The following is a 24,344-nucleotide window of genomic DNA, read 5'->3' on the forward strand; positions in this document are numbered from 1 at the left end:
GCATCGGCCGCACCGCATGGCTCGGGCAGCGGCTCGAACCGGGCCCCGCGCGCGACCTCGTCGTCCGCTACGACGTGCGGCGCGGCGGCGCACCCCTTCATCGCGAAACCGCCTAAACGGGAACCGTCATGTCCGATATCGGCCGCGCCAACCTGTTCGGAAAACTGAATCCGTTTCTCTACGAGACGCTGGAGCAGGCGACCGGCTTTTGCCGGCTGCGCGGCAACCCGTACGTCGAACTTGCGCACTGGTTCAAGCAGATGCTGCAGCGGCCCGACGGCGACCTGCAGCGCGTGCTGCGCCACTTCGGGATCGATGACGCCGCAATCGACCGCGGGCTCGTGGCCGCGCTCGACAAGCTGCCGCGCGGCGCGGGCTCGGTGTCGGATCTGTCCGTGCATATCGACGACGCCGTCGAGCGCGCATGGGTGTACGCGACGCTGAAGTACGACGCGACGCGCATTCGCGGCGCGGTGCTGCTGCTCGCGATCCTGAAGACGCCGCAGTTGCGCAACGTGCTGCTGGCGATCACGCGCGAATTCGAGCGCATCGTGCCGGACGTGCTCGCCGACGAGCTCGGGTCGATCGTCGAAGGTTCGCCGGAGGCGCAGCCGGCCGGGCAGGCTGCGCGCGGTGGCGACACGGCAATGCGCGGCGCGGCCACCGCCGCCGCCGACGGCTCCGCGCTCTCGCGTTTCGCCGTCGACCTGACCGCTCGCGCGCGGGCTGGCGAGATCGATCCGGTGATCGGACGCGATCCGGAGATTCGCCAGATCGTCGACATCCTGCTGCGACGCCGGCAGAACAATCCGCTGCTGGTCGGCGAGGCCGGCGTCGGCAAGACGGCCGTCGCGGAGGGTTTCGCGCTGCGGATCGCCGCTGGCGACGTGCCGCCGGCGCTGCAGGACGTTGCGCTGTACCTGCTCGACATCGGGCTGCTGCAGGCCGGCGCGAGCGTGAAGGGCGAGTTTGAGAGCCGGTTGCGCGGCGTGATCGACGAAGCGATGTCCGCCGAGCGGCCGGCGATCCTGTTCATCGACGAAGTCCATACGCTCGTCGGCGCGGGTGGGGCCGCCGGCACCGGCGACGCCGCGAACCTGCTGAAGCCCGCGCTTGCCCGCGGCCTGCTGCGCACGATCGGCGCGACCACCTGGTCCGAGTACAAGCAGCACATCGAAAAGGACCCCCCGCTGACGCGGCGCTTCCAGCTCGTGCACGTGCACGAACCGGAAGAAGCGGCCGCGCTGACGATGCTGCGCGGCCTCGCCGGGAAGCTCGAGGCCCACCACCGCGTGCTCGTGCTCGACGACGCGCTGCAGGCCGCCGTCACGCTGTCGCACCGTTACATTCCCGCCCGCCAGTTGCCCGACAAGGCGATCAGCCTGCTCGATACGGCCTGCGCGCGCGTCGCCGTCAGCCAGCACGCGGTGCCCGCGCCGATCGAGGATGCGCGCCGCCGCATCGACAGCCTGCGCGTCGAACAGGAGCGGATCGGACGCGAATGCGCGCTCGGCACCGGCGACACCGCACGACGCGATGCAATCGAGCACGACATTGCCGCCGCCCGAACCGAACTCGACCGGCTCGACACGCGCTGGCAAACCGAACGCGACGCATTGACCGCGATCGTCGATGCCCGCACGTTGCTGCTCGACGACGATCCGTCGCATGCGCTCGACGCCGACGCACGCACTGCGGCGCAAATCCGTCTCTCGGCCGCGCAGCAGGCGCTGGCCGACCTGCAGGGCGATGCGCCACTCGTGCTGCCCGCCGTCGACACGCACGCGGTAGCCGCCGTCGTGGCCGACTGGACCGGCATTCCGCTGGGACGAATGGTGCGCGACGAAACGCAGGCCGTGCTGAGGCTGGCCGATACGCTTGGCGAGCGCGTCGTCGGCCAGAAGCACGCGGTCGAGCTGATCGCCGAACGCATCCAGACCGCGCGCGCCAAGCTGGACGATCCGAAGAAGCCGCATGGCGTGTTCCTGCTGTGCGGGCCGTCCGGCGTCGGCAAGACCGAGACCGCGCTCGCACTGGCCGACACGCTGTACGGCGGCGAACACAACGCGATCACGATCAACATGAGCGAGTTCCAGGAAGCGCATACCGTGTCGACGCTGAAGGGCGCGCCGCCCGGTTATGTCGGCTACGGGCAGGGCGGGGTGCTGACCGAGGCCGTGCGCCGCCGCCCGTACAGCGTCGTGCTGCTCGACGAGATCGAGAAGGCGCACCGCGACGTGCACGAGATTTTCTTCCAGGTGTTCGACAAGGGCTGGATGGAGGACGGCGAAGGCCGTGACATCGATTTCCGGCATACCGTGATCTTGCTGACCTCGAACGTCGGCGCCGATCGCGTGATGCAGCTGTGCCGCGATCCCGAGCGCCTGCCCGATACGCAGACGCTCGCCGATGCGCTGCGCGCGCCACTGCTCGATGTGTTTCCCGCTGCGCTGCTCGGCCGGTTGACCGTCGTGCCGTACTACCCGCTCACCGACGCGACGCTCGCGCGAATCGTCGCATTGCAGTTGCGGCGGATCGAGCAGCGGATCGACGCGCACCACGGCATCCCGTTGCGCTGCACCGACGCGGCGACCGCACTGGTCGTCGAGCGCTGCCGGACGATCGAATCCGGCGGCCGGATGGTCGACGCGATCCTCACGCATACCGTGATGCCGCGCATCGGCCGCGCGATCCTGCAGGCCACGCTCGAAGGCCGCACGTTGTCGTCGATCGAGCTGAGCGCCGCAGACGGCGAATTCGTGTACCGGTTCGACGAGGAGGAAACGACTTGAATCGCGTATTCACACTCGACAGCCCGCACGGCGACGACCTCAAGTTCCATACGCTCGACGGCAGCGACGAACTCGGCCGCCTGTTCGAATTCCGGATCGAGGCGCTTGCCGACAGCCACAGCCTGTCGCTGAAGGACATGCTCGGCAAGCCCGTGACGGTCCGGATCGAACAGCAGGACCTGTCGACCCGCTACCTGAACGGCATCGTTGCGCGCGCATCGCTTTCCGGCCGGCGCGCCGAGCGGTACTACGGCTACGAGCTGATCGTGCGACCGTGGCTGTGGCTCGCGACGCGCCGCTCCGATTGCCGGATCTTCCAGAACAAGACCGTGCCCGAGATCGTGCAGGAGGTGCTGTCGACGTATGGGTTTCCGATCGAGAACCACCTCGCCGAGTCGTATGTGCCGCGCGACTACTGCGTGCAGTACAACGAGACCGATGCCGCGTTCGTGTCGCGGCTGATGGAGTTCGAAGGGATTTACTTCTGGTTCCGGCATGCGGAGGACACGCACACGCTGATGCTCGGCGACGCGATGTCGTCGCACACCGTGCTGCCCGGCTACGAGACGATTCCGTACATCGCGCGCGACCGTACGGCGATCGCCGACGAGGAGCACATCGACGGCTGGCTGCCCGCGCAGGAGGTGAGCGTCGGGCGGCACCAGACCACCGACTACGACTATACGAAGCCGCGCGCGGATCTTTCGTCGCAGAAGGTCGATCCGCGTGGGCATGATCACGACAGTTTTGCGTCGTTCGAGTGGCCGGGTGGGTATCGCGACGATGCACCAGGCGCGCATTACAGCCGCGTGCGGCTCGAGGAGCAGCAGGCCGAACATGAACGGGCGAACGCCGATACCGATGTGCGCGGTGTCGCGCCAGGTTATCTGTTCACGCTCGAACATTGCCCGCGTGCGGACCAGAACCGCGAGTACCTGATCGTGCGATGCCAGTACCGCTTTCAGGAGAATGCGTATGCGAGCGATCAGGGTGCGGAGGCTGTCGTTCATCAGACGATGATGCTCGTGCAGCCGTCGAGCCTGCCTTACCGGTCGCCGCGTGATACGCCGCGGCCGCGAACCAACGGGCCTCAGACGGCCACTGTGGTCGGGCCGCCGGGGGAGGAAATCTGGACCGACCAGTATGGGCGCGTGAAGCTGCAATTCCGCTGGGACCGGTATGGGCAAAGCAATCAGGATTCGTCATGCTGGGTGCGGGTGTCGAGTCCCTGGGCTGGGGGTGGGTTCGGGGGCGTGCAGGTTCCGCGTGTGGGTGATGAGGTTGTCGTTGATTTTCTGAATGGCGATCCGGATGAGCCGATCGTCACGGGGCGAGTGTTCAACGGCGAGAAGATGCCGCCCTGGGGGCTGCCGGGGAGTGCGACGCAGAGCGGGTTGCTGTCCAGATCTTCACCGGGCGGAACGACTGACCATGCCAACGCGTTTCGATTCGAGGACAAGAAGGGCGCCGAACAACTCTGGATGCACGCGGAAAGGAATTTCGATGCAGAGACGGAGCTCGATCATTCACTTTCCGTCGGGAACAACCATACGCATACGGTCGGGAACGACGAAACGATGCAGGTGAAGAACAACCGGCAGAGGAGTGTGGGGCAGAACGAGACGGTGAATATCGGGCAGAGCCGGGTCGCGCAGATTGGAGCGGATGAAACGCATGGGGTGGGGGGGAACCGGACGCGAACGGTCGGGAAGAAGGAGACCGTGACGATTGCGTCGGATCGCGAGGCAACGATCGGCGGCAGCCACACGGAATCGGTCACGCATGCCAAGACCGAAACGATCGGCGAAGGCAAGACGCTGAGCGTCGGGCAGATGTACCAGACAACGTCGCAGGACATGAAGACGCAGGTCGCGTCCACGCATACCGAAGAAATCGGCGCGCGGACCTCGACGATCGCGAAAGCCCATACGCACACGGTCGGCGGCGAACACACCGTCAACGTCGGGGCGAACCATACGACGAACGTGCAGCATCAGGTGACCGTCAACGCCGGCGACCAGCTTTCGCTCGTCTGCGGGATGTCCAGCATCGTGATGAAAAGCGACGGCACGATCACGATCCAGGGCGTCAACGTCGCCTCGACCGGCACGAATACGCACAGCGTGAACGGCAAGACCGTGACGTCGTCGGCGACCGCGGAGCACACGGTCGAAGGCGCCGTCCTGAAACTGAATCCGTGACGGAGGCCCGCACGAATGCAGAACTGGCAGCCGACCAATCCGGTGGAGCGCAGGTTCATGGATGCGCATACGGACTGGATGAGTTTCGCGAAAGAGCAGGACGCGCGATTGATGATCTGGCAGACCAACGAGACGGATGCGGAGCTCGTGCGGCTGTATTTCCAGGTTCAGGATGAAACGTCGTGCGCGGTCAGGACGATGCGGGCGTCGTTCGTCAATGAATCGGGTTATGCGAAGGCGCTGACGGATGAGCTCATTGCGTTCTACGACAGCCGGCGGGAGGCGTCCAATGCGCAGGGCGTGCGTGCGGACTGGCAAGCGCCTTACGACGATGGCAAGAATCCGTTGCTGTATCTGTTCGCGGTGACCGACAGCCTGATGCGACACCATCCGGATATTTTCCCGGCGATGGTGTTCGTGCTGAAACCGGTGAAAGTGCGGGATGACGCGGCATGGGTACGCTGGATGGACGATTTGCTGTCGATCGTGGCGGTCGCGCCGCAGCTTGCCGAGCGCGTGCGCTTCGTCGTGCCGCGTATCGATATCGCGCCGTTTGCTGCGTTGATGCAACGGCATCGGGCCGCGGTGCGCGTCGTGCACGGCAAGTATTCGATGGCGAGCGTGCCGCGCGAGTTGCTGGCGGAATCGGGCGAGCGCGGGCCGAGTGGTGAATTCAGACGGCACTTCGTGATGCTGACCGAGATGATCGAAGGCGGTAATCCTTCTCGGCTGGAGGAACTGCGGGCAGCGGCGCTGAAGGTCGCGGAGCGCGAGCAGTGGTTCGATCAATGCGTCGTCGTGCACCTGATTGCGGGGGCAGCGTATCTGAAATGGCGCGATCGGGAACAGGCGATCGCGGCTTACCAGAGCGCCGCCAGCAGCGGTATGCGCGCAGTCGAGGCAGGGCATCCGGCGGGGCACAAGCTCGTGGCGAACGGGTTGTTCGGCGAGGCGAGCGTGCATCTGACGCATAAGGACTATGCGCACTCGGCTTATTGCTACGAGCGTGCGGCGGCGTCGACCACGGCGGCGAAGGACGGGCTGATGACGGTCGAGGCGTGGCGGATGAGCGCCGTGTGCTGGGAGCGCGCAGGGGAGCGCGAACATGCGCTGGAGGCCGGGTTCAATGCGCTCGATGCGGGGTTGATGATCGATGAGCCGCTGCGGGCGAACAGCAATCTGCCGATGGTTGTCGAATGGATGGTGTCGCAATTGGGCGCGAAGGACCGGCGGCGCAACGCGTTGAGCGAGAAGGTCGCTGCGCTGCGCAGCGGGCGCTGAGCGAGGGCGAAACCGTGGCACTTCTGGCCGTCAAGCATCTCGATCCGGTTGTTGGCGTGGACGTTCATTCGGTACTGGTCACACCCGGTACGCCGCCGGTCTTCCTGCCGCACCCTCATGTCGGGTTCATGCTGGACAAGCGCGAGTACATCCAGGCCGCAAAGGCCGTGGTTGGCTGCATTGCAACGATGATCGCGCAGGAGAAGCTGACCGAATACATCGAACACCACCCCGAAGATGTGACGAAGTTGGAACACCTCCGCGAGCACGGTTCAGCGGGTGCAGCCGATGGGCCCGAAGCCGATACCTGGGTGCGTGATGGCGAACATGGCGGCTACTACTATGCATTCGATCGTATCGGCAATCTGGTGCGCAAGCGGAATGCGCTGCAGGATTTGCGGCTGCGCTGGGACGGCGACGGGCTACTGATCGAGACGGTCATGGAGCGACGGGCGTCGGCTGAAGTTGGGGGGGCGAGCGGCACGTTGTGTATTCACACGCGCTACGCGTATGACGTGTTTCATCGGCGGACCAGGAAAGATACTCGAATCGAGTGCGGTGTCGACACATGGGCAATTGGATCGTCCGATTCGACAGTGCTGTCCCGTAACAGCAGTTTCTTCTGGGATGGAGATGCGTTGATAGGGGAGGCATTGAGGAGCGATCGACAAGCGAATCGATTGCTGTCCGATCTGGCCGGCGCCGCAAACACGACGCGGCCCCTCTCGTCCGGTCGTCATGCGACGGCGCCGGTCCATGCAGCGACAGTGTCCATGGACAGCTATGGCGAAGCTCGGGAGTGGGTGTATTACCCAGGAACGTTTCGGCCGCTGGCGGGAATGCGGTGCGCGTATGCGATGGACACGACCGCGCCGCAATTCGTTGTCTGCCATGGTCAAGCCACGAGGTTGCCTGTTTCAAGGTCGGAGCCCGCAGAACCGTACTTTTTCCATAACGATCCCAATGGAGCACCGACGACGATTATCGGCGCGCGGGGAAGCATTGTCTGGGAGGGCAGCTACTCTGCCTGGGGTTGGGTCAGCCTACACGGAGATCGAGACGAATTTGAGCAGCCGCTGCGGTTTCAGGGGCAGCAGCATGACGACGAAACCGGTCTCCACTACAACAGAAACAGGTATTACGACTGTGATGCGGGAAGGTTTATTAGTCTTGATCCGATTGGGTTGAGAGCGGGAAACATCGAAACGTACGCCCCAAATGCAATCACCTGGATTGATCCGCTAGGTCTGGCGAAACAGCAGCTTACGAAAGACGACGCCGTGCTCAGGCTCTATGCGGAGCGTGATCAAATGGAACGAAACCAGATGTTCAAAGGAAAACAAGGCGGCACGGTGATCGCCGGTGTAATCAATCGTGAAACGGAAGAAATGGAGTTCGGGGAACGAGGCTGGACAGGGATGCCTCATTTCTTGCAGACATACCGAATGCAAGATCTGACGAGATTTCCCAATGGCTCAAGGGTTGCGGGCACCAATATCCTGGGCTGTGCAGAAAGCCCGGCTTTCGCCGTCCTTCTTGCGACAGACGCAAATATTCTCCCGGGGTATGAGCCTTTGGCGGATCTCGGCCATTACACCTCGTTTGCATGGACTCGAACCGGAAACGGGACGTGGGTGCCTAAACGGGCATGTCTGAATTGTGTAGGGCTCTATGGAGATGCCCATCTGGCGAGCGGGATCGATGGATAGAGTGCACGCGATCGACGCTGAGCATCCGGCAGGACACAAGCTCGTCGTGAATGGGCTGTTTGGCGAGGCAAGCCCGCATTGGGTGCAGAGGGATGATGAGCCCTCGGCGTATTGCCATGAGCGCGCAGTGACGTCGAGTACGGCTGCGAAGCGTCGGCTGATGACGGTCGCTGCGTCGCGCGGCCGGCACTGAGCGGGAGGCGATTTGGGGCTGCTAGCGGTCAAACATCTGGATCCCGTTGTCGGGGTGGACGTTCACTCGGTCCTGGTCGCGCCGAGTCCGACACCCGTGTTCCTGCCGCACCCCCATGTCGGGTTCATGCTCGATCTCCGGGAGTACATCGAAGCCGCGAAGGGTGTGGTTGGAAGCATCGCGATGGCGATTGCGCAGGAGAAGGCGGCCGACTATCTCGAGGATCATCCCGATGTGGCACGGAAGCTCGACGACGCGGCAGCGCTTGCCTCCGGGAAGTTACTGGACCTCGGTGACAACCCGATCGTTGCGGCGGGGCTGAAGCTCGAAAAGGAAGTCGCAGCACTTCAAAATGCGCTCGGCTCAAACGTAGGAATGGGCGGGGCTGCCGGCAGGCCGATATTCGTCAACGGCATGATGCGGGCGACGGCCGGAACACATTCGTATCACATCCCGGGGCTGCATTTTCCGCTAGGGGAATCGTTTGCACCGCCACCGGAGCCGGACCCCATACCGTCGGACGATGCGGAATCGTACATGGGCAGCCGGACCGTGCTCGCCAACAATGATCCGATGTCGTTCATGGCGCTACCAGCGTTGAGTTGCTGGTCGATCGGCATGGAGCCACCGGGCCACAACAGTGCGCATACCGATCGCAGTTATCCGTCGATGCCGAGTTCGGTGATGTTGCCGATTCCGGCAGGAAGGCCGGTTTTTGTGGGCGGGCCGCCGATCATGAACATGGCGGCGGCGGCGAAGGGGTTGTTCAAGGCGTTCCGCGGATCGAAGTGGGCGAAGGCGCTGGCGGACAAGCTTCATTTGAAACCGGGGTTCTTGCGCTGCAAGGTGTTGCACGCGGAGCCGGTGGACGCGACGACGGGTGAAGTGGTCGTCGAGCAACGCGATTTCATTGTATCGGGGCGATTACCCCTCGAGTGGGATCGATACTACTCAAGTCACGATACGCACATCGGTGCCGTTGGGGTGGGTTGGCAGACGCCAGCCGATATCCGGCTGGAACTGTTGCCGCACGGCGACGCGATCGGTGCGGTCGCCTATCTTCCGGATCATACGACTGCGTTCGATGCACTGCCCGTGACCGAAGGCTGGCTCTCACGCGAAAGCGACTGGCAACAAGCGGATGCGTTGTACCGACTGGGCAACCGGCTCGTACTACGCACGCGCGAAAGCATCGAATACGGATTCCCGTTGCCGCCGCAATGGCGGCAAACGTTTGTCCCGCCGAGGAGCGAGTCGAGTCTGACGCTGCCCATCCATCGCATCTCCGACCTGAACGGAAATGCATGGGTGTTCGAACGCGATCAGGGCGGACGCCTCGAACGTATCGCCGAATGGAGACGGGACGGTGCAACCGGGCGCGTCATCACCTGCGAGATCCGAGACGCCTCACGTCATGATGCGACCGGCGCCACGCCTGCCGCGTTGCTGACCGCATTGACGCTTGTCGACGCGAATGGGCACGCGCATCCGCTCGTCACCTACGAGCATGATCGAGACGGCAACTTGCGTGCCGCGGTCGATGCAATGGGATACCCGTATCGCTTCGATTATGCGGACGGGCATCGGATTGTCAGTCATACGACCGCGCGGGGCGTGTCGTTTCATTACCATTACTGTGCCGACGACGACGGCGTTTGGCGCGTCGACCACGCATGGGGCGACGACGGCTGGTTCGATTACCGATTTGCGTACGACCCCGCACGAATGCAGACATGTATCACCAATTCGTTGGGGCATACGACAGTGCTGCAGCTGAATGCGCAGGGCATGCCCGTATTCGAGCTGGATCCGCTCGGCGGTGTCACGAGTTACCGCTACGAAGCAAAGGGACGCACGAGCGCCGTGACCGATGCCGCGGGACGTATCACGTTGTGGGCCTACGATCGGTACGGCAATCTCGCGTCGCAGACGCTGCCGGATGGCAGGACGATTCGAACCGGGTATGACTCGCACCATCATCCGGTCTGCGTGACGTTGCCGGGCGAACGACAATGGCGCTACGAGTGGGATGAGCAAGGCAATCTACTTGCGCAAACGACGCCGTCGGATGCGACCTCCCGTTACCAGTACGACGCGTTCGGGCAGCTCGTCGCGCAGATCGGGCCGTGTGGCGAGCTATCCCGACTCGAATACGACCGCGACGGTCATCTGGCTGCGGTGACGGACCCACTCGGCCATCGAACACTCTATCGGCATGATGCGCGAGGAAACCTCGTCGAGGTAGTCGACGCACTGGGACAGACGAGTCGGTACGAATACGACCGCAATGGCAATCTGACGCGCGCAATCGAGCCGAGCGGGAAGGAGATTCTGTGCGGGTACGATGCCGATGGCAACCTGGCGCACTATCGAGATCCGGCCGGCTCTACGGCGCAACTTCAGTACTCGGCGCTAGGGCGAATCACCAAACGGCTATCGCTGGACGGAACCGGCGTCGAGTATCAGTACGATACGGAAGGTCAGCTCGTTGGCGTCGTCAACGAGCGTGGCGAACGGTACCAGCTCAAGCGCGATGCGATGGGCCGCATCGTCGAAGAAGTCGACTACTGGGGCCAACGGCGTCGCTACGAGTATGGTGCGTTCGGCGAACTGCGACGGAGTGTCGACCCGGCCGGGCGGGCTACCCTGTATCTGACCGACAGGTTCGGGCGTGTAGTGCAGAAGCAGGTAGCGGATTCCAGACAGGCTGATGGCGTTCGCATCGAGACATTCGAATACGACCGCATTGGCAGACTCGTCGGCGCGCAGAATCCGGACAGTTGCCTCGGACTCTGCTACGACGACGCAGGCCGCCTCGTTGAAGAGCGGCAAGGCGACGATTTCGTCATCGCCTACCGGTACGACACGGTTGGGCGACGCATCGAGCGCTGCACACGGATCGCGACCGGTCGCGAAACGATCACGCACACCGTGCGTTATGGTTACGACGCTTTCGGCGCTATCGCCTCGATCCAGATCGACGATGCCGCACCCGTCACGCTCGAGCGGGATGCGCTTGGCCGGATCTGTGTGGAATACCTGAGCGAGGCGCTGCGGCGCGACCTGGTGTACACGCAGGAGGGGCAACTGGCGCGGCAAACGTTGTCGTCCGGTACCGGCACCATCTTTGCCACCGAGTACGCATACGATGCCAACGGCGAGCTGACCGAGAGGCGCGACTCCCGCCGTGGTATCGAGCGTTTCGATTACGACCCGATGGGCAGGCTGACCGCTTACCTCGACCCGAACGGCAAACTGCAGCGCTTCCTGCACGATCCTGCGGGCAACCTGTTGACGACCAGAAGCAACCCGGGCCATCGCACCGGCGTGTCGGACCAGGCATCGCCTGTCGATGCGTGGGTACGCGAAGGCGAGCACGATGGCTGTCGCTATACGTTCGATCGTACCGGCAACCTGATACGCAAGCGTGACGCGCAACAGGATTTGCTGTTGCGCTGGGACGGCGACGGGCTGCTGATCGAAACATTGATGGTGCGCGCGCCTGCGGAGCCAGCGATCCAGGCTAGTCGCATTCATACCCGCTATGCGTACGACGTCTTCCAGCGACGCGTACGGAAGACCACGCGAATCCTCGACAAGGCTGACGCGCCGGCCGGGTCGGTGTCAGGATCGACCGCCCGGTCGCACCGTCACGATTACTTTTGGGACGGCGACGCGTTGGTGGGCGAAACAGTGCGCCGGGACGAAGCTGACGACGTGCAGTTGACGGATGTCGCAACCGAGCCGAATCCAGGCTGGGGAGAGCACCCGATTGCCATATCGCCGGCGGGCGGCGGCGGAGAACTGTACGAGTGGGTTTATTACCCGGGTACGTTCAGGCCGCTGGCAGCGATGCGATACGCACCGAAGAACAGTTCGGACCAAGCGACGGCCGTGTCGGAATCTGCGGCGCGCAACGTGTTCTTCCATACCGAGCCAAGCGGGGCGCCGACACGACTGACCGATCAATTCAATGCAATCGTCTGGGAGGGCCGCTACGGAGCGTGGGGGCATGTCGATGCAGACGGGATGCATGCCGCACATGATCAGCGACTGCGGCTCCAGGGGCAGTACGAGGACTGGGAAACGGGCCTGCACTACAACCGGTACCGATATTACGATCCCGTGATCGGGAGCTTTGTCAGCCAGGACCCCATTCGAATCGATGGGGGAATCAACCCTTACCAATACGCGCCCAACGTATTTGGCTGGAAAGATCCTCTCGGTCTTAAACGAGAGGAAACGCCATTTGAGGGCTATCAAAGAATCCGGTCATTTCGGGAAAGAAGAGGGCTCGACCTGCCAAACAATCCTGACGGCCGGTTCAAGACGGGAGACAAGTTGGGATCGATCGGCACGATTTTGGGCTCGGATCGCGTGTACGGCATCAATTCCACTTTGCGGGAGACCCAGGATTTCCAAATGACGAGGGCGTGGCGAGAAAGCCTCGGCCTTGATGGGTCGAAGGGAAACACGTTTCAATTTCTATTTCATTCCGAAGCGGGCACGTTATTGCTGGGACATCGAGAAGGCTTGCTCGGTGATGAAGTCACCCTGATCAATGACCGGACGACATGCGCGCCTGCCTGCAGACCGATGTTGTCCCGGCTGTTGGCCCCGCTGGGAATTGGCCGCTTGACGGTGTACTCCGGTGGTTCGATGTCGCAGATTGCGCGTGTGGACGTCTATACACGAGGCGGGCGGCACGAATGCATGACAGGCAAGCGCGACCGCAAGTTGTAACGTCGGTACGCCCGACGGCCAAGGTTCACGTCACGCGTCGCGGCACGTCCGGCCACCACAACCCTGCAACGGGGTGGGCGCGCGTTCATTTTCAGATCAGGGCCGGCGCCGCGGAAGAGGGCGAATGATGGAGCGACGTCACTCAGCCGATAGGGACGGACTGGATGACGACGGAAGCCAAGAGCCACGGTGTCATCGAAATCGAGCAACGCCGAGGATATCCATTTCCGGACGCAAGGTACCGGGCAGACTGCATGCCGCAATGGTGGCGCGAATGAGGCATGCGAGTCCATTTCCAGGAAAATGAAAATGAAATGATCGAGCAAGCTTTCTTTAAACTTGCTACGATCATGCGCGCGTCGAATAGGGGCAGGTTAATCGGATCGCGCACGGCACGACAGCAGTGCGCGATCCACGCAGAGACGGCGCGAGAATCTGCGCACGAAGCTGGACTGGAACGGTAACTGAGAGACCGGCCGGCCCGGGCAGACAATATTTGAACAACAAGGACGTCAACAACATGAGGACCATACGCCACAAGGTCACTGCGACCTTGGTCGCCTTCGCGCTAGCCACAGGTTCCGCGGTGCCGGTCGCGTTTGCAAAGAGCTCCGGTTTCAGTTCGAGCCGCTCGTCGTCCAGTTCGAGTTCCAGCGGCTCGTCGTCCGGCTCAAGCTCCAGTCGCTACTCATCCAGCTCGAGTTCCAGCAGTTCGTCATCCAGCTCGGGCTTCGGTCGCTCATACGGTTCGTCGAGCTCGAAAAACTCCTCCTACGACTCATCGGCTCGTTCGTCGACGAGTCCATCCAGCTCGGGTTTCGGCCGCTCATACAGCTCGTCGAATTCGAAAGGCTCGTCCTACGACTCATCGGCTCGCCCGTCGACGAGTTCATCCAGCTCCGGTTACGGCCGCTCATACAGTTCGTCGAGCTCGAAAAACTCCTCCTACGACTCATCGGCTCGTTCGTCGACGAGTCCATCGAGTTCCGGTTACGGCGGCTCATACAGTTCGTCGAACTCGAAAGGCGCGTCCTACGACTCGTCGGCTCGTTCGTCGACGAGCTCATCCAGTTCCGGTTACGGCCGCTCATACGGTTCGTCGAGTTCGAAAAGCGCTTCCGATGATTCATCGGTTCGTTCGTCGGCCAGTCCGTCCAGCACGTCCCCGAAGTCGGGGTTCAGCAGCTCCGGCTCCAGGAAAGTAATCGCCGCAACTGCGCTCGGCGGCGCACTGTATGCGGCCCAGTCGAGCCGCGATGCGGCTGCAACGCTGAATTCGAACCAGCCGTCGCATGGCAGCGATAGCGCCAGTGGCGGCAGCTCGTTCAGCCACAGTGCATCCGGCGATACCTCGTCGTACGGGACGCAAAGCAACGCCTCGACATCTCCGTCGTACGGCGCACCCGGTCATGGCGCAGCGCCGCCGGTGGCTGGACAGCAATCCAGCGGCAATGACAAGCTCCTGCTGGGCTACCTGCTCGGCCGCAGCAGTTCGCCGCGCGAAACCGTCGTGGTCCAGCAACCGATGACACGTTCGGTCGACTCGACCTCGGCATCAAGATATCGAAGTTCAACCAGCGACGATGCCACGCCGGACACCGCATCCGACGCCCAGCCGGAAACACTCGCTCAGTCGCCGGCAACGACGGAAAAACAACCGGCCGGGAAAAGCAAGCATCCGATCATGAATGCGCTCCTGTTGGGCGGAATGCTCTTTCTCTCCATTTGTCTCGTCATCGGGCTGTTCCAGCGTGCGCGCCGCGCGTGGCTACTCAGAAAGGCGCGCTATGCGTCGCACACCAACTATCGTCTCTGAGAACGAACATGGGAATCCTTGAACTTGTTCGCCGCATCGGCGAAAAGCGCCTCGACGACCTTGCGCGAGCGCGCACCGCTCAACCGGATCGGGTCGACACCGGCCTGCCGCTCGGCGCATGCATTGGCGGCATGATCAAGCTTGTGCTGGCCGACTTCGCTTTACTGGACGGCACGCTCCTCGTCGTGCCGCCGGACGCCCAGATGCCGATCGTTGCGGTCAGCCGCCTGCATATCGACGCCGACGCAGATCTGTCGATTTTCCGGATGTACACGAACACGGGTCCTGACAGGAACGGGCAGGGCGCATTCCTGCAGGTCATGACGGGCAGGGATGATCCCCAGGATCTTCGGGAAATCGCCTACTACCAGTTCCTTTACCGTGAATATCCGGTGACGGCCGAGGAACAGGATGCATTCCTCGGCAACGGTTACGGCCTCGGGCAGGACCATTACGACATGGATCGCGATGAGCTTGACCAGATCGCCCATCTCGCCAGGAGTCCGGCGCGCGTCGATGCGCTGCTCGGCGGCAGCGACGCAATCGGATTCGAACGTGACGCGCCCGGCGGCGACTACATCCGGCCGTGGCGTGCTCGGGAACGTCGCCTGGACGATAGCGTCGGCGAGAAGGGCGTCGAGAAGACGCATTCGTTCATGCAGTACGTGCGGCGCCTGCCGGCCGGCCCGGCGCAGGACAGCGGCCCGATCGAGCGCCTGTGGATCGATTTCGAGCACGTCGAGACGATGGACGGACGCCCGGCGCCGGCCGTCTGGGTCGACTATTTCGCCGGCCTTGCCCTCGATCCGCTGCACGTCAAGATTTTCTGAGGCGCGACGCCGCCTCGATCCATCCGCAATACAAGGTTCACCAAGGAGAACACCATGTCTGGCTGGAAACTCGTTTCGTCACTGCTTGCGAAACACGTGGGAACCGTCGGCGACCGTCTCGCACAACAGATCGCCGCATTCGATCCCGAAACGGCTACACAAGTCGACCGCGACAACCTGCAGTCGAAGCTGCATGAAGTGGCGGTAAAGCTCGCCGAGGCCAAGCAGAAGAGCCACGCGGCGCAAACCGCCGCGGCGGAACTGAAGGCAAGCATCGACGGGGACGTGAAAGCGTCGGTCGTGCTGATCGACAAGTTCGAAAAGCAGGAGATCAACGAAGCCACGCTGACGCAGTTCACCGACGATCTCGAGCGCCGCAAGCGGGATCTTCCGCAGCGTGAGGCCGAAGCCGATAGCGCTCGGCAACTTGTCGAGACGCTGCAGGAAATCCTGGGGACCATCGAAACCCAGTTGAACGAATTCGATGCGAAAGCACGCGCCGCAATGGCGGACCTCGCGCAGGCACAGGCTGATCGCGAGCGCGCTCAATTGATGCAGCAGCAGCAGGACGAACTGAACCGCTTGCGCGCGGGCACCGGCTCCGCGTCAACCGGACTCGGCGCGTTGCAGGCGGCTGCCGCGCAGGCGCGTGTTACGGCCGACGCCGCGCAGACGGTGGCTGCCATCGGGCAAAAGCCGCTCGATCAACAGGCTGCGGTCGAGGAAGCGCGTCGGATCGCTGCGGGTGGAGCGGCCGCTGGCTCGGAATCGGTGATTGATCGCTTGCGCCGGATCTCGCAGTCGTAATCGGGTAGGCCGCGCGCCGAGGACGACGGCGCGCGGCAAACAGAGACGAATCTGGTCGATCAATTTGGTTTATTTTTTATTTGACATAACGTGAAGAAGGGTCGCTAACTAAAGCTGGCGTTACACCTGCGGGACCAAGGCCCCACAAGCGTTAGCGGGTAGCGCCAGCCACCGAAAACCCTTGGAAAATTTTTCCAGAAGCCCAGACCAAACAGCGCGTGCTTCGTCATTTTTTGCGCGCTCAACTTGCATCGCAAAGAGCACTTCGGCCGGCTCGATTTCGCAGATGTGAGCGATCTTGATCGCTGTCGCGTCGTCGAAGTGGCTGCGGCCTTTTCGGTAGTTCGTGATGCCGGAAGGGCTCACGCCGAGCAACTTCGCGAGCGCATAGTCGGACGGCAAGTCCCGCTTGATCTTCGCAAGATCAAGGTAGTGATCGCAGTTCTTCATAGAAAACCCCTTTTGATTCAACCCGCTGCAACGGTACTGCAAGTGCCTTGCGTGTGCAATATGCATGAATCCTGCAATTGCAAGCATCTTGCATATGCAAGGTTCTTGAAATATGATCCGAACCGTCGCCCCGGCAACCGGTTCACAACCCCGCCGGTGTTGGAATAGCTACCCAGCCGCCGGGCGACTTTCACGCAGTACACCGTTCAAGGGGTTGAACAAGGGGAAGTCAAATGCAGCACATTTCGTTGCAATTTTCACAGACGCGTTACAGCCCGCTCGTGCTGGCTCGCCAAACCGCTGACGCCGCATGGCGTGCGCTGATGGACTCGATGCAATGCATCGTCCGAATCTGGACGATTCACCCGTCGCTCGCTGGCGGGGTGATGGCATGAGCACGATCGCCTACGGAATCCTGTCGCTGGCCGGACTCGTGATGAAACGGGGCGAACCGGTCACCATCAAAAACTCGGTCGGCATGACCTTCGGTGTCCACTGCGACGACCGGGCGGCCGACGACGAGCGCTTCGTCGTGACGAACATCGAAACAGGGATGGCGACCGGCAAAGGTGTGACCCAAGAGGCGGCGATCGACTGCGCACGCAAGCGCATTCGGAGTGCGATTCGGCGCAAAACTCTGGCCGATACGTTCGAAGGGTGCATGAAACAGCGGGGAGCAATTCTCGCGGCCGTGGCAGATGACCGGGCAGGGGGCGCGGCATGACGACTATCGCGCAACAACTTCGCGACGAGCTGCGCGCAGCGCACACGATCGTCCGAAACGGGCTCGGCGTTATGACGATGGGGCAGAAATGCGCGTGGGGCTGCGAAAACAGACTCGATGGCGTGGACGGCGTTACGCGCGCAACGGAGCGACAGGAAGTGATTGACGGCGGATCGCCGCTCGCCATGTACGTCGAACTGCGCCGCGCTGATCGCATTATCGCGAACGCGTGGGGAATCCAGTCACTCCACCAACACGCCCTGTGGGCGACCGCAAATTGGCAGGACGGTGTCGTTACAGCCGATCCTACACGGCAAGGCGCGCGGACGGCAGCGTTGTCGGCGGCGGTCGACGCAGCGCACGAGCTAGTCGGCGATGCGCGTGGGACGATCGCTAACGCGGTTGTTGCATTCGTGCAGTCCCGACGCCTTCCGTAAGGCGCCCGGCTAACGTCAACTCATGTCAACTTCAACGGGGTTTTCATGCTGAATATCAATCGTAGTCCTAATGTAACGAACGACGAATCCGAAGCGATTCGCCGTGAACTGCACGCACACAACGAATTGCAGCGCGCGAAGTATCGCAGTCGCGCAATCGCGGATCGCGTGCGCCTCGCTCGCGAGCAAGGCCGGCTTTACCTTTCCATCGCGAGGGCCGCATGACCGACGCAGATATCGAAATGGCACTGCCGCGCGTAGTCACTGCTGGCGTGATTGAGGTCGGCCCGTTCTTCGATCGGCTGGGAAGCGGCGGTTACTTCGTCGCCAAGGGCATCGAAGGGCGTCGCGAAATCCACTGGTACACGGAAGGCACGGGTGTGTCGTACCCGATGACGCGCGACGAGGCATTCGACAAGGCGCTCGACGCGGTCGACACGCCGCACGCTGTCGACGAACGGCTCGCCGCATGACGCACGCGGCGAGCGAGGAACGTGCAGGCGAAGGCTCGCGCGACTTTCTGGCCGCTGACCTTGCCGAGTTTGGTATCGGAGCGGGGGTATTGGTGCCCCCGTTCGTCGTTTACAACCCGCCGCGCACGGCGCGCACCGATCAGGCCGCCGCTGCCGCGATGCACGAGCTGCGGCCGCTGCTGTCGCAGATGGCGCGGCGCCGCCGGGTGATCTGATAGGGGGAGTGATGAAGCAACCGAGAAACGAAAAGCCGCTGCCGCTGTGGGCGATCTGGATCATCATCATCGTGGGCGTGATCGCTTGGTGCGGCGTGCATCCTGAAGACGGTACGGAACCGGCGTGGCCGATTTCGTCGAACACGCATCGCGCGTAAGAGCATCGGACCGCAATAGAGCATGTGGGTCTACGCGCGCGACGCATCCAGCGTTCTAGCTGATATCCCCGAAGCCCAGGCGGCAGTGAAGCGGTTGCCCCCGAAGTGGCTGCGCCGCGCACTGCGGCAGGCCGAGCGGGCCGGCCACGCCAGCGCGGCAAGGCATCCGGTTCCGGGTCAGCCGATCGCGGATCGTCTCTTTGATGTGAGCGCGGCCGCGTGCGCCATTCGCGAATTCCTCGACCAGCACGCACCCGAGCATTTGCCGGTGCGCCCCGATGCGAACGATCAGGAAATCTGCCTCAAGGCTCGGCGCATCGCGAACGATATCGGGATGCGATCACATGGCCTGACTGTCGCCGATGCGCTCGTCGTGGCGCGCACCGCGTGCGCGACATACGCGGTCGCGATGCCAGATTGTGACCTGCCGTCCGGTCAGATAGCGCGAGTTCGTTGCGAGCTGTGGTGGCGCCGGCAATTGCGCAAGAAGCATATCCGCACGCTCGAACATAGCAATATCCGCCTGCACTACGTCCACCGCCGGGCAGAGCCCTACGCAAGCGATGAAGCGGTTCGCCGGAGGATCGCGCAGAACCGCCGCAATACGCGCACGCTCGAATCCGTCACAGTCGAGAACGAGAACGGCCAACAGTTCACGTTGGCCGAACTGGCCGCAAAGGGCATGTCGAATAAGGCGCTCAAGCGCGGCGAGCTGTTCACGCGACTGCGCGGGCTCGAAGAACTGGCCGACGATGCGAAGCTGCGAGGCGTCATGTTCACGCTGACTTGCCCGAGCCGCTTTCATGCCGTTCGCACGACAGGCGGCGTTGTCGAGCCGAATCCCGTCTATACCGAGCTGTCGCCGCGCGACGCTCAGGCGTATCTGCGCAAGGTGTGGCAACGCATCCGGGCCGAGCTGAAACGCGAGGGCGTCCTCTATTTCGGTATGCGCGTCGCCGAGCCGCATCACGACGGCTGCCCGCACTGGCACGGGCTCGTGTTCGCCGACAAGGTCGAGCGGTTTTGCGCGGTGATGCGCAAACACGGGCTGCGGGATTCTGGAAACGAGCCCGGCGCGCAACTGCACCGCGTGCGCTTCGAAATGATCGACCGCACGAAAGGATCGGCCGTCGGCTACGTCGCGAAGTACATCAGCAAGAACATCGACGGGTATGCGGTCGGCGAGCACAAGACGCAGGACGGCTATGTGATCCAGACGGATATGTGGGATGGCGACGAAATCACGCCGTCGCAGCGCGTCGAGGCGTGGGCGGCGTTGTGGGGCATCCGGCAGTTCCAGCAGTTCGGCGGGGCACCTGTCGGCGTGTGGCGCGAGCTGCGCCGGGTCAAGGAACAGGACTTGCCGAGCGAAGAGGAGGCGCCGTGCATTCGCGCTGCGTGGCTGGCCGCTCAGAAAACCGACGAGCATGCGGCCGATTGGGCGGAATACTCGCGCGCGATGGGCGGCATCGCCGGCGAAGCGCGCATGGTCTACGTGCGCCATACCGTCGAGCATCGCGAAGGCCGGTACGGCATTGCGCCCGTGCGCGTGCCGCACGGCGTCGAGGCGATCGGCGTCGCACACATCGTCGACGGGCTTTGCGCGTACACGCGCGAGACGAAGATTTTCGTACCGTCGACGCGGTACGAATGGCGGGTAGTTCGGCGCGGCGGCGAAGCCGCCCGCCCTTGGACTGGTGTCAATAACTGTACGCGGTCGGATCGGTCAGGGGTGGCCGATCCGGGCGCCCGCGCAGCGCGCGGAACTGGAAACAGCGTCAGCGGGGACGTGAGCGACGCGAAACGGGGTCAACGGAACCTGTAGAGCGAGGAAAACCATGTCACGAATGACCATCGATTGCCCGTGCTGCGGCGACGAGATCGAAGCACGCCATACGGAAGGCATGTCGGCGACGATGCGCCGCCTCTATTTCGTGTGCGACGCATGCGAATTCCGATCGCCGGCCGGGCTCGAGATTTTGTATTCGCTGTCGCCGGCGTCATGCCCGCGCGACGACGTGACGCTCGACGTGCGGCCGTCGACACGGCTGCACGGCTACGTCGATTCGCGCACGTCGCTCGGCCTGATGGAGTGCGCGCGATGAGGTTCACGATCGCCTGTCCGCATTGCAGCGCACGCGGCATCGCGCGTTCTCTGGAACAGAAAGAGCAGCTCGTGTGGGAAATCGACTACCAGTGCGACAACGTCGTGTGCGGGCATACCTACCGCGCGCGACTCGAAATGACGCCCGCCGAACCGCCGCAACCGCGGACACGAGCGGGCGGACAGATGCGGCTCGACGTATAGCGGCCGCGCAATGAGGCGGTATCGACGCGATACCGGGGTGATATCGCGTCGATATCGAGTAGATATCGTTTCTATATAGGGGTGAGCAATGATTGTTGTCGTGGGAAATCCGAAAGGCGGCGTCGGAAAATCGACGATCGCGGTACAGCTTGCAACCGGCGTTTCGGCCGCCGGCGCGCGCGTGTGGCTCGTCGACGGCGATCGCCAGAAGTCGAGCGCGTCGGCGATGGCCGCTCGCTCGTATGGACAACGGCCCGCGATCGCGGCCTCCGCTTATGAGGTCGGCGCAACGCTGCATGCGGAGCTGACGAAGCACGCGGGGCAGTTCGATCATGTCGTCGTCGACGCGGGCGGCCGGGATTCGAGCGCGTTTCGCGCGGCCATGATGGCCGCCGACGTGGTGCTCGTGCCGGTCATGCCGCGCTCGTTTGACGTGTGGGCGCTCGACGACATGGCGAAGCTGCTCGACGAGGCGCGCAAGGTGCGCGCGCTGCGCGCATGCGCGTTCCTGAATTGCGCCGACGTGCAGGGCGCGGACAACCGCGACGCCGAATCGGTGATCGCCAGCTATGACAGCCTGGAATTGCTGCCGTACCGTATCCACCGCCGCAAGGCGTTCGCCAACGCGAGCGCGGCCGGCCTGCACGTCGAGGAAATGCCGCGTCGCGATCCGGTCGCATGCGCGGAAATCGAACGTCTGCAAGATGCGGTGTTCGGCGTGCTGACGGCCGACGCCAGCTAAACGGGATCATGTCGATATCGAACAGATATCGACATGGTATCGACGCGATATCAATTAGATAGGGGTTCAAATGTCGATTTCGAGAAAGCCGGCCGCACGCGACGACGCGGCGATTGGTGCATTCATCGCCGGCGCGCCCGACGCGCGCGCCGAAACGCCGGCCGTGCCGAGCGAAAAGCCGGCCGCGCGGCGGTCGAAGGTAAAAATCAGCGTCGATATCGATCCTGACTTGCTCGCCCGCGTCGATCAGGTCGCGAAGGCGTCGGGCGTGTCACGGAATGCCGCGCTCGCGCTCGGCGCGGCGCGACTGATCGACGATTTCGAGAGCCGGACGGCACGCCGGGCCGGCTAAATCTGGCTGCGCCGGCCGGGGTCACAGGCCGGCGCGTTATTTCGTCAGGTTTACGCACCAAAGCGCATCAATTTCCCACCATGCGAAATCGCTGGAATCCCGCGCCGGCGGGCGGTTCCGCAGTTCCCGGCCGGCGCATCAAAAACGACCCATTTAGAGAGGCGGGCAGGCGGGGAGGGGACTGCGATTTTCCGGGCGCGGGGTCAGATGTCCGCGCGGCGGCCCCGGCGCCAAACCTCGGCCGCCCGCACGATTTCAGCCCGTTGGCCGGGCTCGGGACGCATCGGCAATGCCGACGGCGCCCCGCAACACCCGGGGGCGCTAGCAGCCCGCTATCGCGTCCACGAGACTTAGGCAACGATAGCGATTTTTGCTATCATTCGATATCAGATGATATCAAATTGTGCTATCATGAACCCATGAAAACGAAACACGCCCGCACGCTGACCGCGATCTACACGAAACCGACCTTGGGTGGGATCGTGTTCGCGGATATCGAAGCTTTGGTTGTCGCGTTGGGCGGCAGCATTCACGAAGGCGCCGGGTCGCGCATCGCCTTCGAGCTGAACGGAACGCGCCGATACCTGCATCGCCCGCATCCGGGCAAAGAGGCAAAGCGCTATCAGGTTGAGGATGTGCGCGACTGGTTCAACGAAATGGGGATTAAGCCATGACCAACGCAATGACGTACAAGGGTTATTACGCCCGCGTCGATTTCGACGGCCGCGACAATATTTTTGTCGGGCATGTGCTCGGCGTCGACGACAAAATCAGCTTCCACGGTGAGACGGTCGCCGAGCTGACGGAAGATTTCCATTCCGCCGTCGATCACTATCTCGATGAGTGCGCACGCATGGATCGGGCGCCGCAAAAGCCGGCGTCTGGAAAGCTGATGTTGCGCATCAATCCGGAGACGCATGCGGCGGTAGGCGTCGCGGCGGCGATGGCAAACGAAAGCATCAATCAGTGGTCGGAAGAGGTGCTCGGGCGTGCGGCGCGTGAAGTGCTCGACCGCGTTACACATGCTTAAACGGGGATAATTGAGGAGGGCCAGGACAGATGTCTGATCTCAATGGGGCGTTGATTGGCTTTCTTGGCGTTATGGCCGGCGGGTACTTCAATAATTTCCTTGCGGAAGACTATCGACGCTTTCGAGACGGGCAGGCATTGGCCGGTGCGCTTGCCGGCGAACTCGAATCGCACGGTGACGCGTTCCCGATGTTAAAGGCTGGTCTTGAGGCGATGATGCCGTTGGCCATCAGTGAGCAAGGACTGACATTGAGCGAGTGGCCAATTCCGGCCAGCCCGCTGTTTGAACAGAACGCCGCGAAGATCGGATTGCTTGGCGCGGATGTTGCAAGAGACGTTGCCTACGTCTACGAGCACATCCGTGCGTTCCGCATAAATTTCCACATGCTCTCCAAGAGCCATCGCGAAATGCCGAAGGAACGGAATCACGCGATGATAGTCGGCTGCCTCGCGATAATCACGCGTGCAGAGACGCGTGGACGGCCTTTACTTGACACGCTAAAAAAGCAAGCCACGGGGAATTACTGGCAACGATTAGCGGGAAATATGAAAAAGATCGCCGGCACCCCGCCGGCATAAACTGAGGGACCAAAAGAAATGCCAAAGATTACGGTATGGGAGTGCGACATGGCGGGGTATCCCGCCAATATTCCACGTTTCCGTTTGCGCCTCACGCGCGAAGCGATCGAGCAAAATGGCTTTACGCTTCGAGACGGTACCGATTTGCAGGTTGACGCGCAGATGGTCAACGCGAATGGGTATACGCGACTCGAATATCTGACTTTCCGCGTGCGCATTCTGCATTCGCAAGCGTTTGCCGGGTACCCGTCGGTCCCGGAACGCGAGCGCCAGCGTGTCGTAGTTGAGGCGGGCGAGTACGATGCTCGGCTCACGCTTCGCGAGTACGTGCCGGTCGTCGGGCCCGAAAACTGCCTGCAACTGGTAGATGCAGACAAACGCGGTGGCGACCTGTTTATCAAGGTCAGCGAATACGACGAACTTGAAACATTCCCCGTCGAAGTGAATCCGCTGCACATCGAGATACTGAGTGTGCGCGTTACGAGTCCGGACGAAATCTGATCGC

The 24,344-nt window shown here is 62.7% G+C and carries 26 protein-coding genes; 23 read left to right on the top strand and 3 right to left on the bottom strand.

Going from position 1 to position 24,344, the window contains the following annotated elements; genetic code table 11:
• The first annotated feature begins 128 nt into the window (after positions 1-128).
• The 5 genes from tssH (at position 129) to G3N99_RS05080 (ending at position 12,919) form a co-directional block, all read left to right on the top strand.
• On the top strand, positions 129-2,792 hold the full coding sequence (gene tssH / locus G3N99_RS05060) for a type VI secretion system ATPase TssH (RefSeq protein WP_206121802.1): 2,664 nt from the start codon (positions 129-131) through the stop codon (positions 2,790-2,792).
• On the top strand, positions 2,789-4,993 hold the full coding sequence (gene tssI, locus G3N99_RS05065; protein ID WP_174937807.1) for a type VI secretion system tip protein VgrG: 2,205 nt from the start codon (positions 2,789-2,791) through the stop codon (positions 4,991-4,993). The genes tssH and tssI overlap by 4 nt, the downstream gene beginning before the upstream one ends.
• Positions 4,994-5,008: 15 nt before the next feature.
• Positions 5,009-6,274 (top strand): hypothetical protein, encoded by a 1,266-nt coding sequence (locus tag G3N99_RS05070; protein WP_206121803.1) that lies wholly within the window; start codon positions 5,009-5,011, stop codon positions 6,272-6,274.
• Positions 6,190-7,983: an RHS repeat-associated core domain-containing protein gene (locus tag G3N99_RS05075; RefSeq protein WP_206121804.1), complete on the top strand. Its 1,794-nt coding sequence runs from the start codon at positions 6,190-6,192 to the stop codon at positions 7,981-7,983. The genes G3N99_RS05070 and G3N99_RS05075 overlap by 85 nt, the downstream gene beginning before the upstream one ends.
• A gap of 205 nt (positions 7,984-8,188) precedes the next feature.
• Positions 8,189-12,919: an RHS repeat-associated core domain-containing protein gene (locus G3N99_RS05080; RefSeq protein ID WP_206121805.1), complete on the top strand. Its 4,731-nt coding sequence runs from the start codon at positions 8,189-8,191 to the stop codon at positions 12,917-12,919.
• 617 nt (positions 12,920-13,536) lie between these two features.
• Here G3N99_RS05080 and G3N99_RS42355 read toward each other — a convergent pair.
• Positions 13,537-13,662 (bottom strand): hypothetical protein, encoded by a 126-nt coding sequence (locus G3N99_RS42355; RefSeq protein ID WP_277396331.1) that lies wholly within the window; start codon positions 13,660-13,662, stop codon positions 13,537-13,539.
• Between the two features lie 334 nt (positions 13,663-13,996).
• Positions 13,997-14,293, bottom strand: a complete 297-nt coding sequence (locus tag G3N99_RS05085) for a hypothetical protein (protein ID WP_206121806.1) — start codon at positions 14,291-14,293, stop codon at positions 13,997-13,999.
• 52 nt (positions 14,294-14,345) lie between these two features.
• On the opposite strand from G3N99_RS05085, the gene G3N99_RS05090 reads away from it, so the two are divergent.
• From G3N99_RS05090 to G3N99_RS05100, 3 genes are all read left to right on the top strand, one after another.
• The gene (locus G3N99_RS05090) at positions 14,346-14,735 is read left to right on the top strand and encodes a hypothetical protein (protein WP_174985057.1); all 390 of its coding nucleotides are present in this window, start codon (positions 14,346-14,348) and stop codon (positions 14,733-14,735) included.
• Complete coding sequence (locus G3N99_RS05095) at positions 14,684-15,565, top strand: DUF2491 family protein (RefSeq protein ID WP_346778468.1); 882 nt, start codon at positions 14,684-14,686, stop codon at positions 15,563-15,565. Before G3N99_RS05090 ends, G3N99_RS05095 begins: the two co-directional genes overlap by 52 nt.
• A 96-nt stretch (positions 15,566-15,661) precedes the next feature.
• Positions 15,662-16,372, top strand: a complete 711-nt coding sequence (locus G3N99_RS05100) for a hypothetical protein (RefSeq protein WP_346778469.1) — start codon at positions 15,662-15,664, stop codon at positions 16,370-16,372.
• Positions 16,373-16,492: 120 nt separating this feature from the next.
• Here the strand turns inward: G3N99_RS05100 and G3N99_RS05105 are convergent, their stop codons facing one another.
• Positions 16,493-16,822, bottom strand: coding sequence for a helix-turn-helix domain-containing protein (locus tag G3N99_RS05105; protein WP_206121808.1), 330 nt, complete (start codon positions 16,820-16,822; stop codon positions 16,493-16,495).
• A 391-nt stretch (positions 16,823-17,213) separates the two neighbouring features.
• Here G3N99_RS05105 and G3N99_RS05110 point away from each other — a divergent pair, with 391 nt between their 5' ends.
• The 15 genes from G3N99_RS05110 to G3N99_RS05180 all read left to right on the top strand — a co-directional run bounded on the left by G3N99_RS05110 (position 17,214) and on the right by G3N99_RS05180 (position 24,340).
• A complete protein-coding gene (locus G3N99_RS05110; RefSeq protein WP_206121809.1) occupies positions 17,214-17,546 on the top strand; it encodes a hypothetical protein in 333 nt (110 codons plus the stop codon).
• Positions 17,543-17,983 (top strand): hypothetical protein, encoded by a 441-nt coding sequence (locus G3N99_RS05115; RefSeq protein ID WP_206121810.1) that lies wholly within the window; start codon positions 17,543-17,545, stop codon positions 17,981-17,983. Before G3N99_RS05110 ends, G3N99_RS05115 begins: the two co-directional genes overlap by 4 nt.
• A 45-nt stretch (positions 17,984-18,028) precedes the next feature.
• Positions 18,029-18,208, top strand: a complete 180-nt coding sequence (locus G3N99_RS05120; protein WP_206121811.1) for a hypothetical protein — start codon at positions 18,029-18,031, stop codon at positions 18,206-18,208.
• Positions 18,205-18,456: a hypothetical protein gene (locus G3N99_RS05125; protein ID WP_206121812.1), complete on the top strand. Its 252-nt coding sequence runs from the start codon at positions 18,205-18,207 to the stop codon at positions 18,454-18,456. Before G3N99_RS05120 ends, G3N99_RS05125 begins: the two co-directional genes overlap by 4 nt.
• Complete coding sequence (locus tag G3N99_RS05130) at positions 18,453-18,671, top strand: hypothetical protein (protein ID WP_206121813.1); 219 nt, start codon at positions 18,453-18,455, stop codon at positions 18,669-18,671. The genes G3N99_RS05125 and G3N99_RS05130 overlap by 4 nt, the downstream gene beginning before the upstream one ends.
• 11 nt (positions 18,672-18,682) lie before the next feature.
• A complete protein-coding gene (locus G3N99_RS05135) occupies positions 18,683-18,829 on the top strand; it encodes a hypothetical protein (protein ID WP_206121814.1) in 147 nt (48 codons plus the stop codon).
• A 22-nt stretch (positions 18,830-18,851) separates the two neighbouring features.
• On the top strand, positions 18,852-20,654 hold the full coding sequence (locus tag G3N99_RS05140; protein ID WP_206121815.1) for a replication endonuclease: 1,803 nt from the start codon (positions 18,852-18,854) through the stop codon (positions 20,652-20,654).
• Positions 20,655-20,667: 13 nt separating this feature from the next.
• Positions 20,668-20,934 (top strand): ogr/Delta-like zinc finger family protein, encoded by a 267-nt coding sequence (locus G3N99_RS05145; RefSeq protein ID WP_206121816.1) that lies wholly within the window; start codon positions 20,668-20,670, stop codon positions 20,932-20,934.
• Entirely contained in the window at positions 20,931-21,137 is a 207-nt protein-coding gene (locus G3N99_RS05150; protein ID WP_206121817.1) for an ogr/Delta-like zinc finger family protein, read from the top strand. The genes G3N99_RS05145 and G3N99_RS05150 overlap by 4 nt, the downstream gene beginning before the upstream one ends.
• An 88-nt stretch (positions 21,138-21,225) precedes the next feature.
• Positions 21,226-21,879, top strand: a complete 654-nt coding sequence (locus G3N99_RS05155) for an AAA family ATPase (protein ID WP_206121818.1) — start codon at positions 21,226-21,228, stop codon at positions 21,877-21,879.
• Between the two features lie 70 nt (positions 21,880-21,949).
• The gene (locus tag G3N99_RS41780; protein ID WP_241011482.1) at positions 21,950-22,231 is read left to right on the top strand and encodes a ribbon-helix-helix protein, CopG family; all 282 of its coding nucleotides are present in this window, start codon (positions 21,950-21,952) and stop codon (positions 22,229-22,231) included.
• A gap of 419 nt (positions 22,232-22,650) precedes the next feature.
• Positions 22,651-22,905: a type II toxin-antitoxin system HicA family toxin gene (locus G3N99_RS05165; protein WP_206121819.1), complete on the top strand. Its 255-nt coding sequence runs from the start codon at positions 22,651-22,653 to the stop codon at positions 22,903-22,905.
• Entirely contained in the window at positions 22,902-23,261 is a 360-nt protein-coding gene (locus G3N99_RS05170; protein ID WP_206121820.1) for a type II toxin-antitoxin system HicB family antitoxin, read from the top strand. The genes G3N99_RS05165 and G3N99_RS05170 overlap by 4 nt, the downstream gene beginning before the upstream one ends.
• Before the next feature lie 29 nt (positions 23,262-23,290).
• Positions 23,291-23,839 (top strand): hypothetical protein, encoded by a 549-nt coding sequence (locus G3N99_RS05175; protein ID WP_206121821.1) that lies wholly within the window; start codon positions 23,291-23,293, stop codon positions 23,837-23,839.
• Positions 23,840-23,887: 48 nt separating this feature from the next.
• Positions 23,888-24,340, top strand: a complete 453-nt coding sequence (locus G3N99_RS05180; protein ID WP_206121822.1) for a hypothetical protein — start codon at positions 23,888-23,890, stop codon at positions 24,338-24,340.
• The last annotated feature ends 4 nt before the right edge of the window (positions 24,341-24,344 follow it).

This window comes from Burkholderia sp. Ac-20392 (assembly GCF_017104585.1).
Classification (GTDB): domain Bacteria; phylum Pseudomonadota; class Gammaproteobacteria; order Burkholderiales; family Burkholderiaceae; genus Burkholderia; species Burkholderia lata.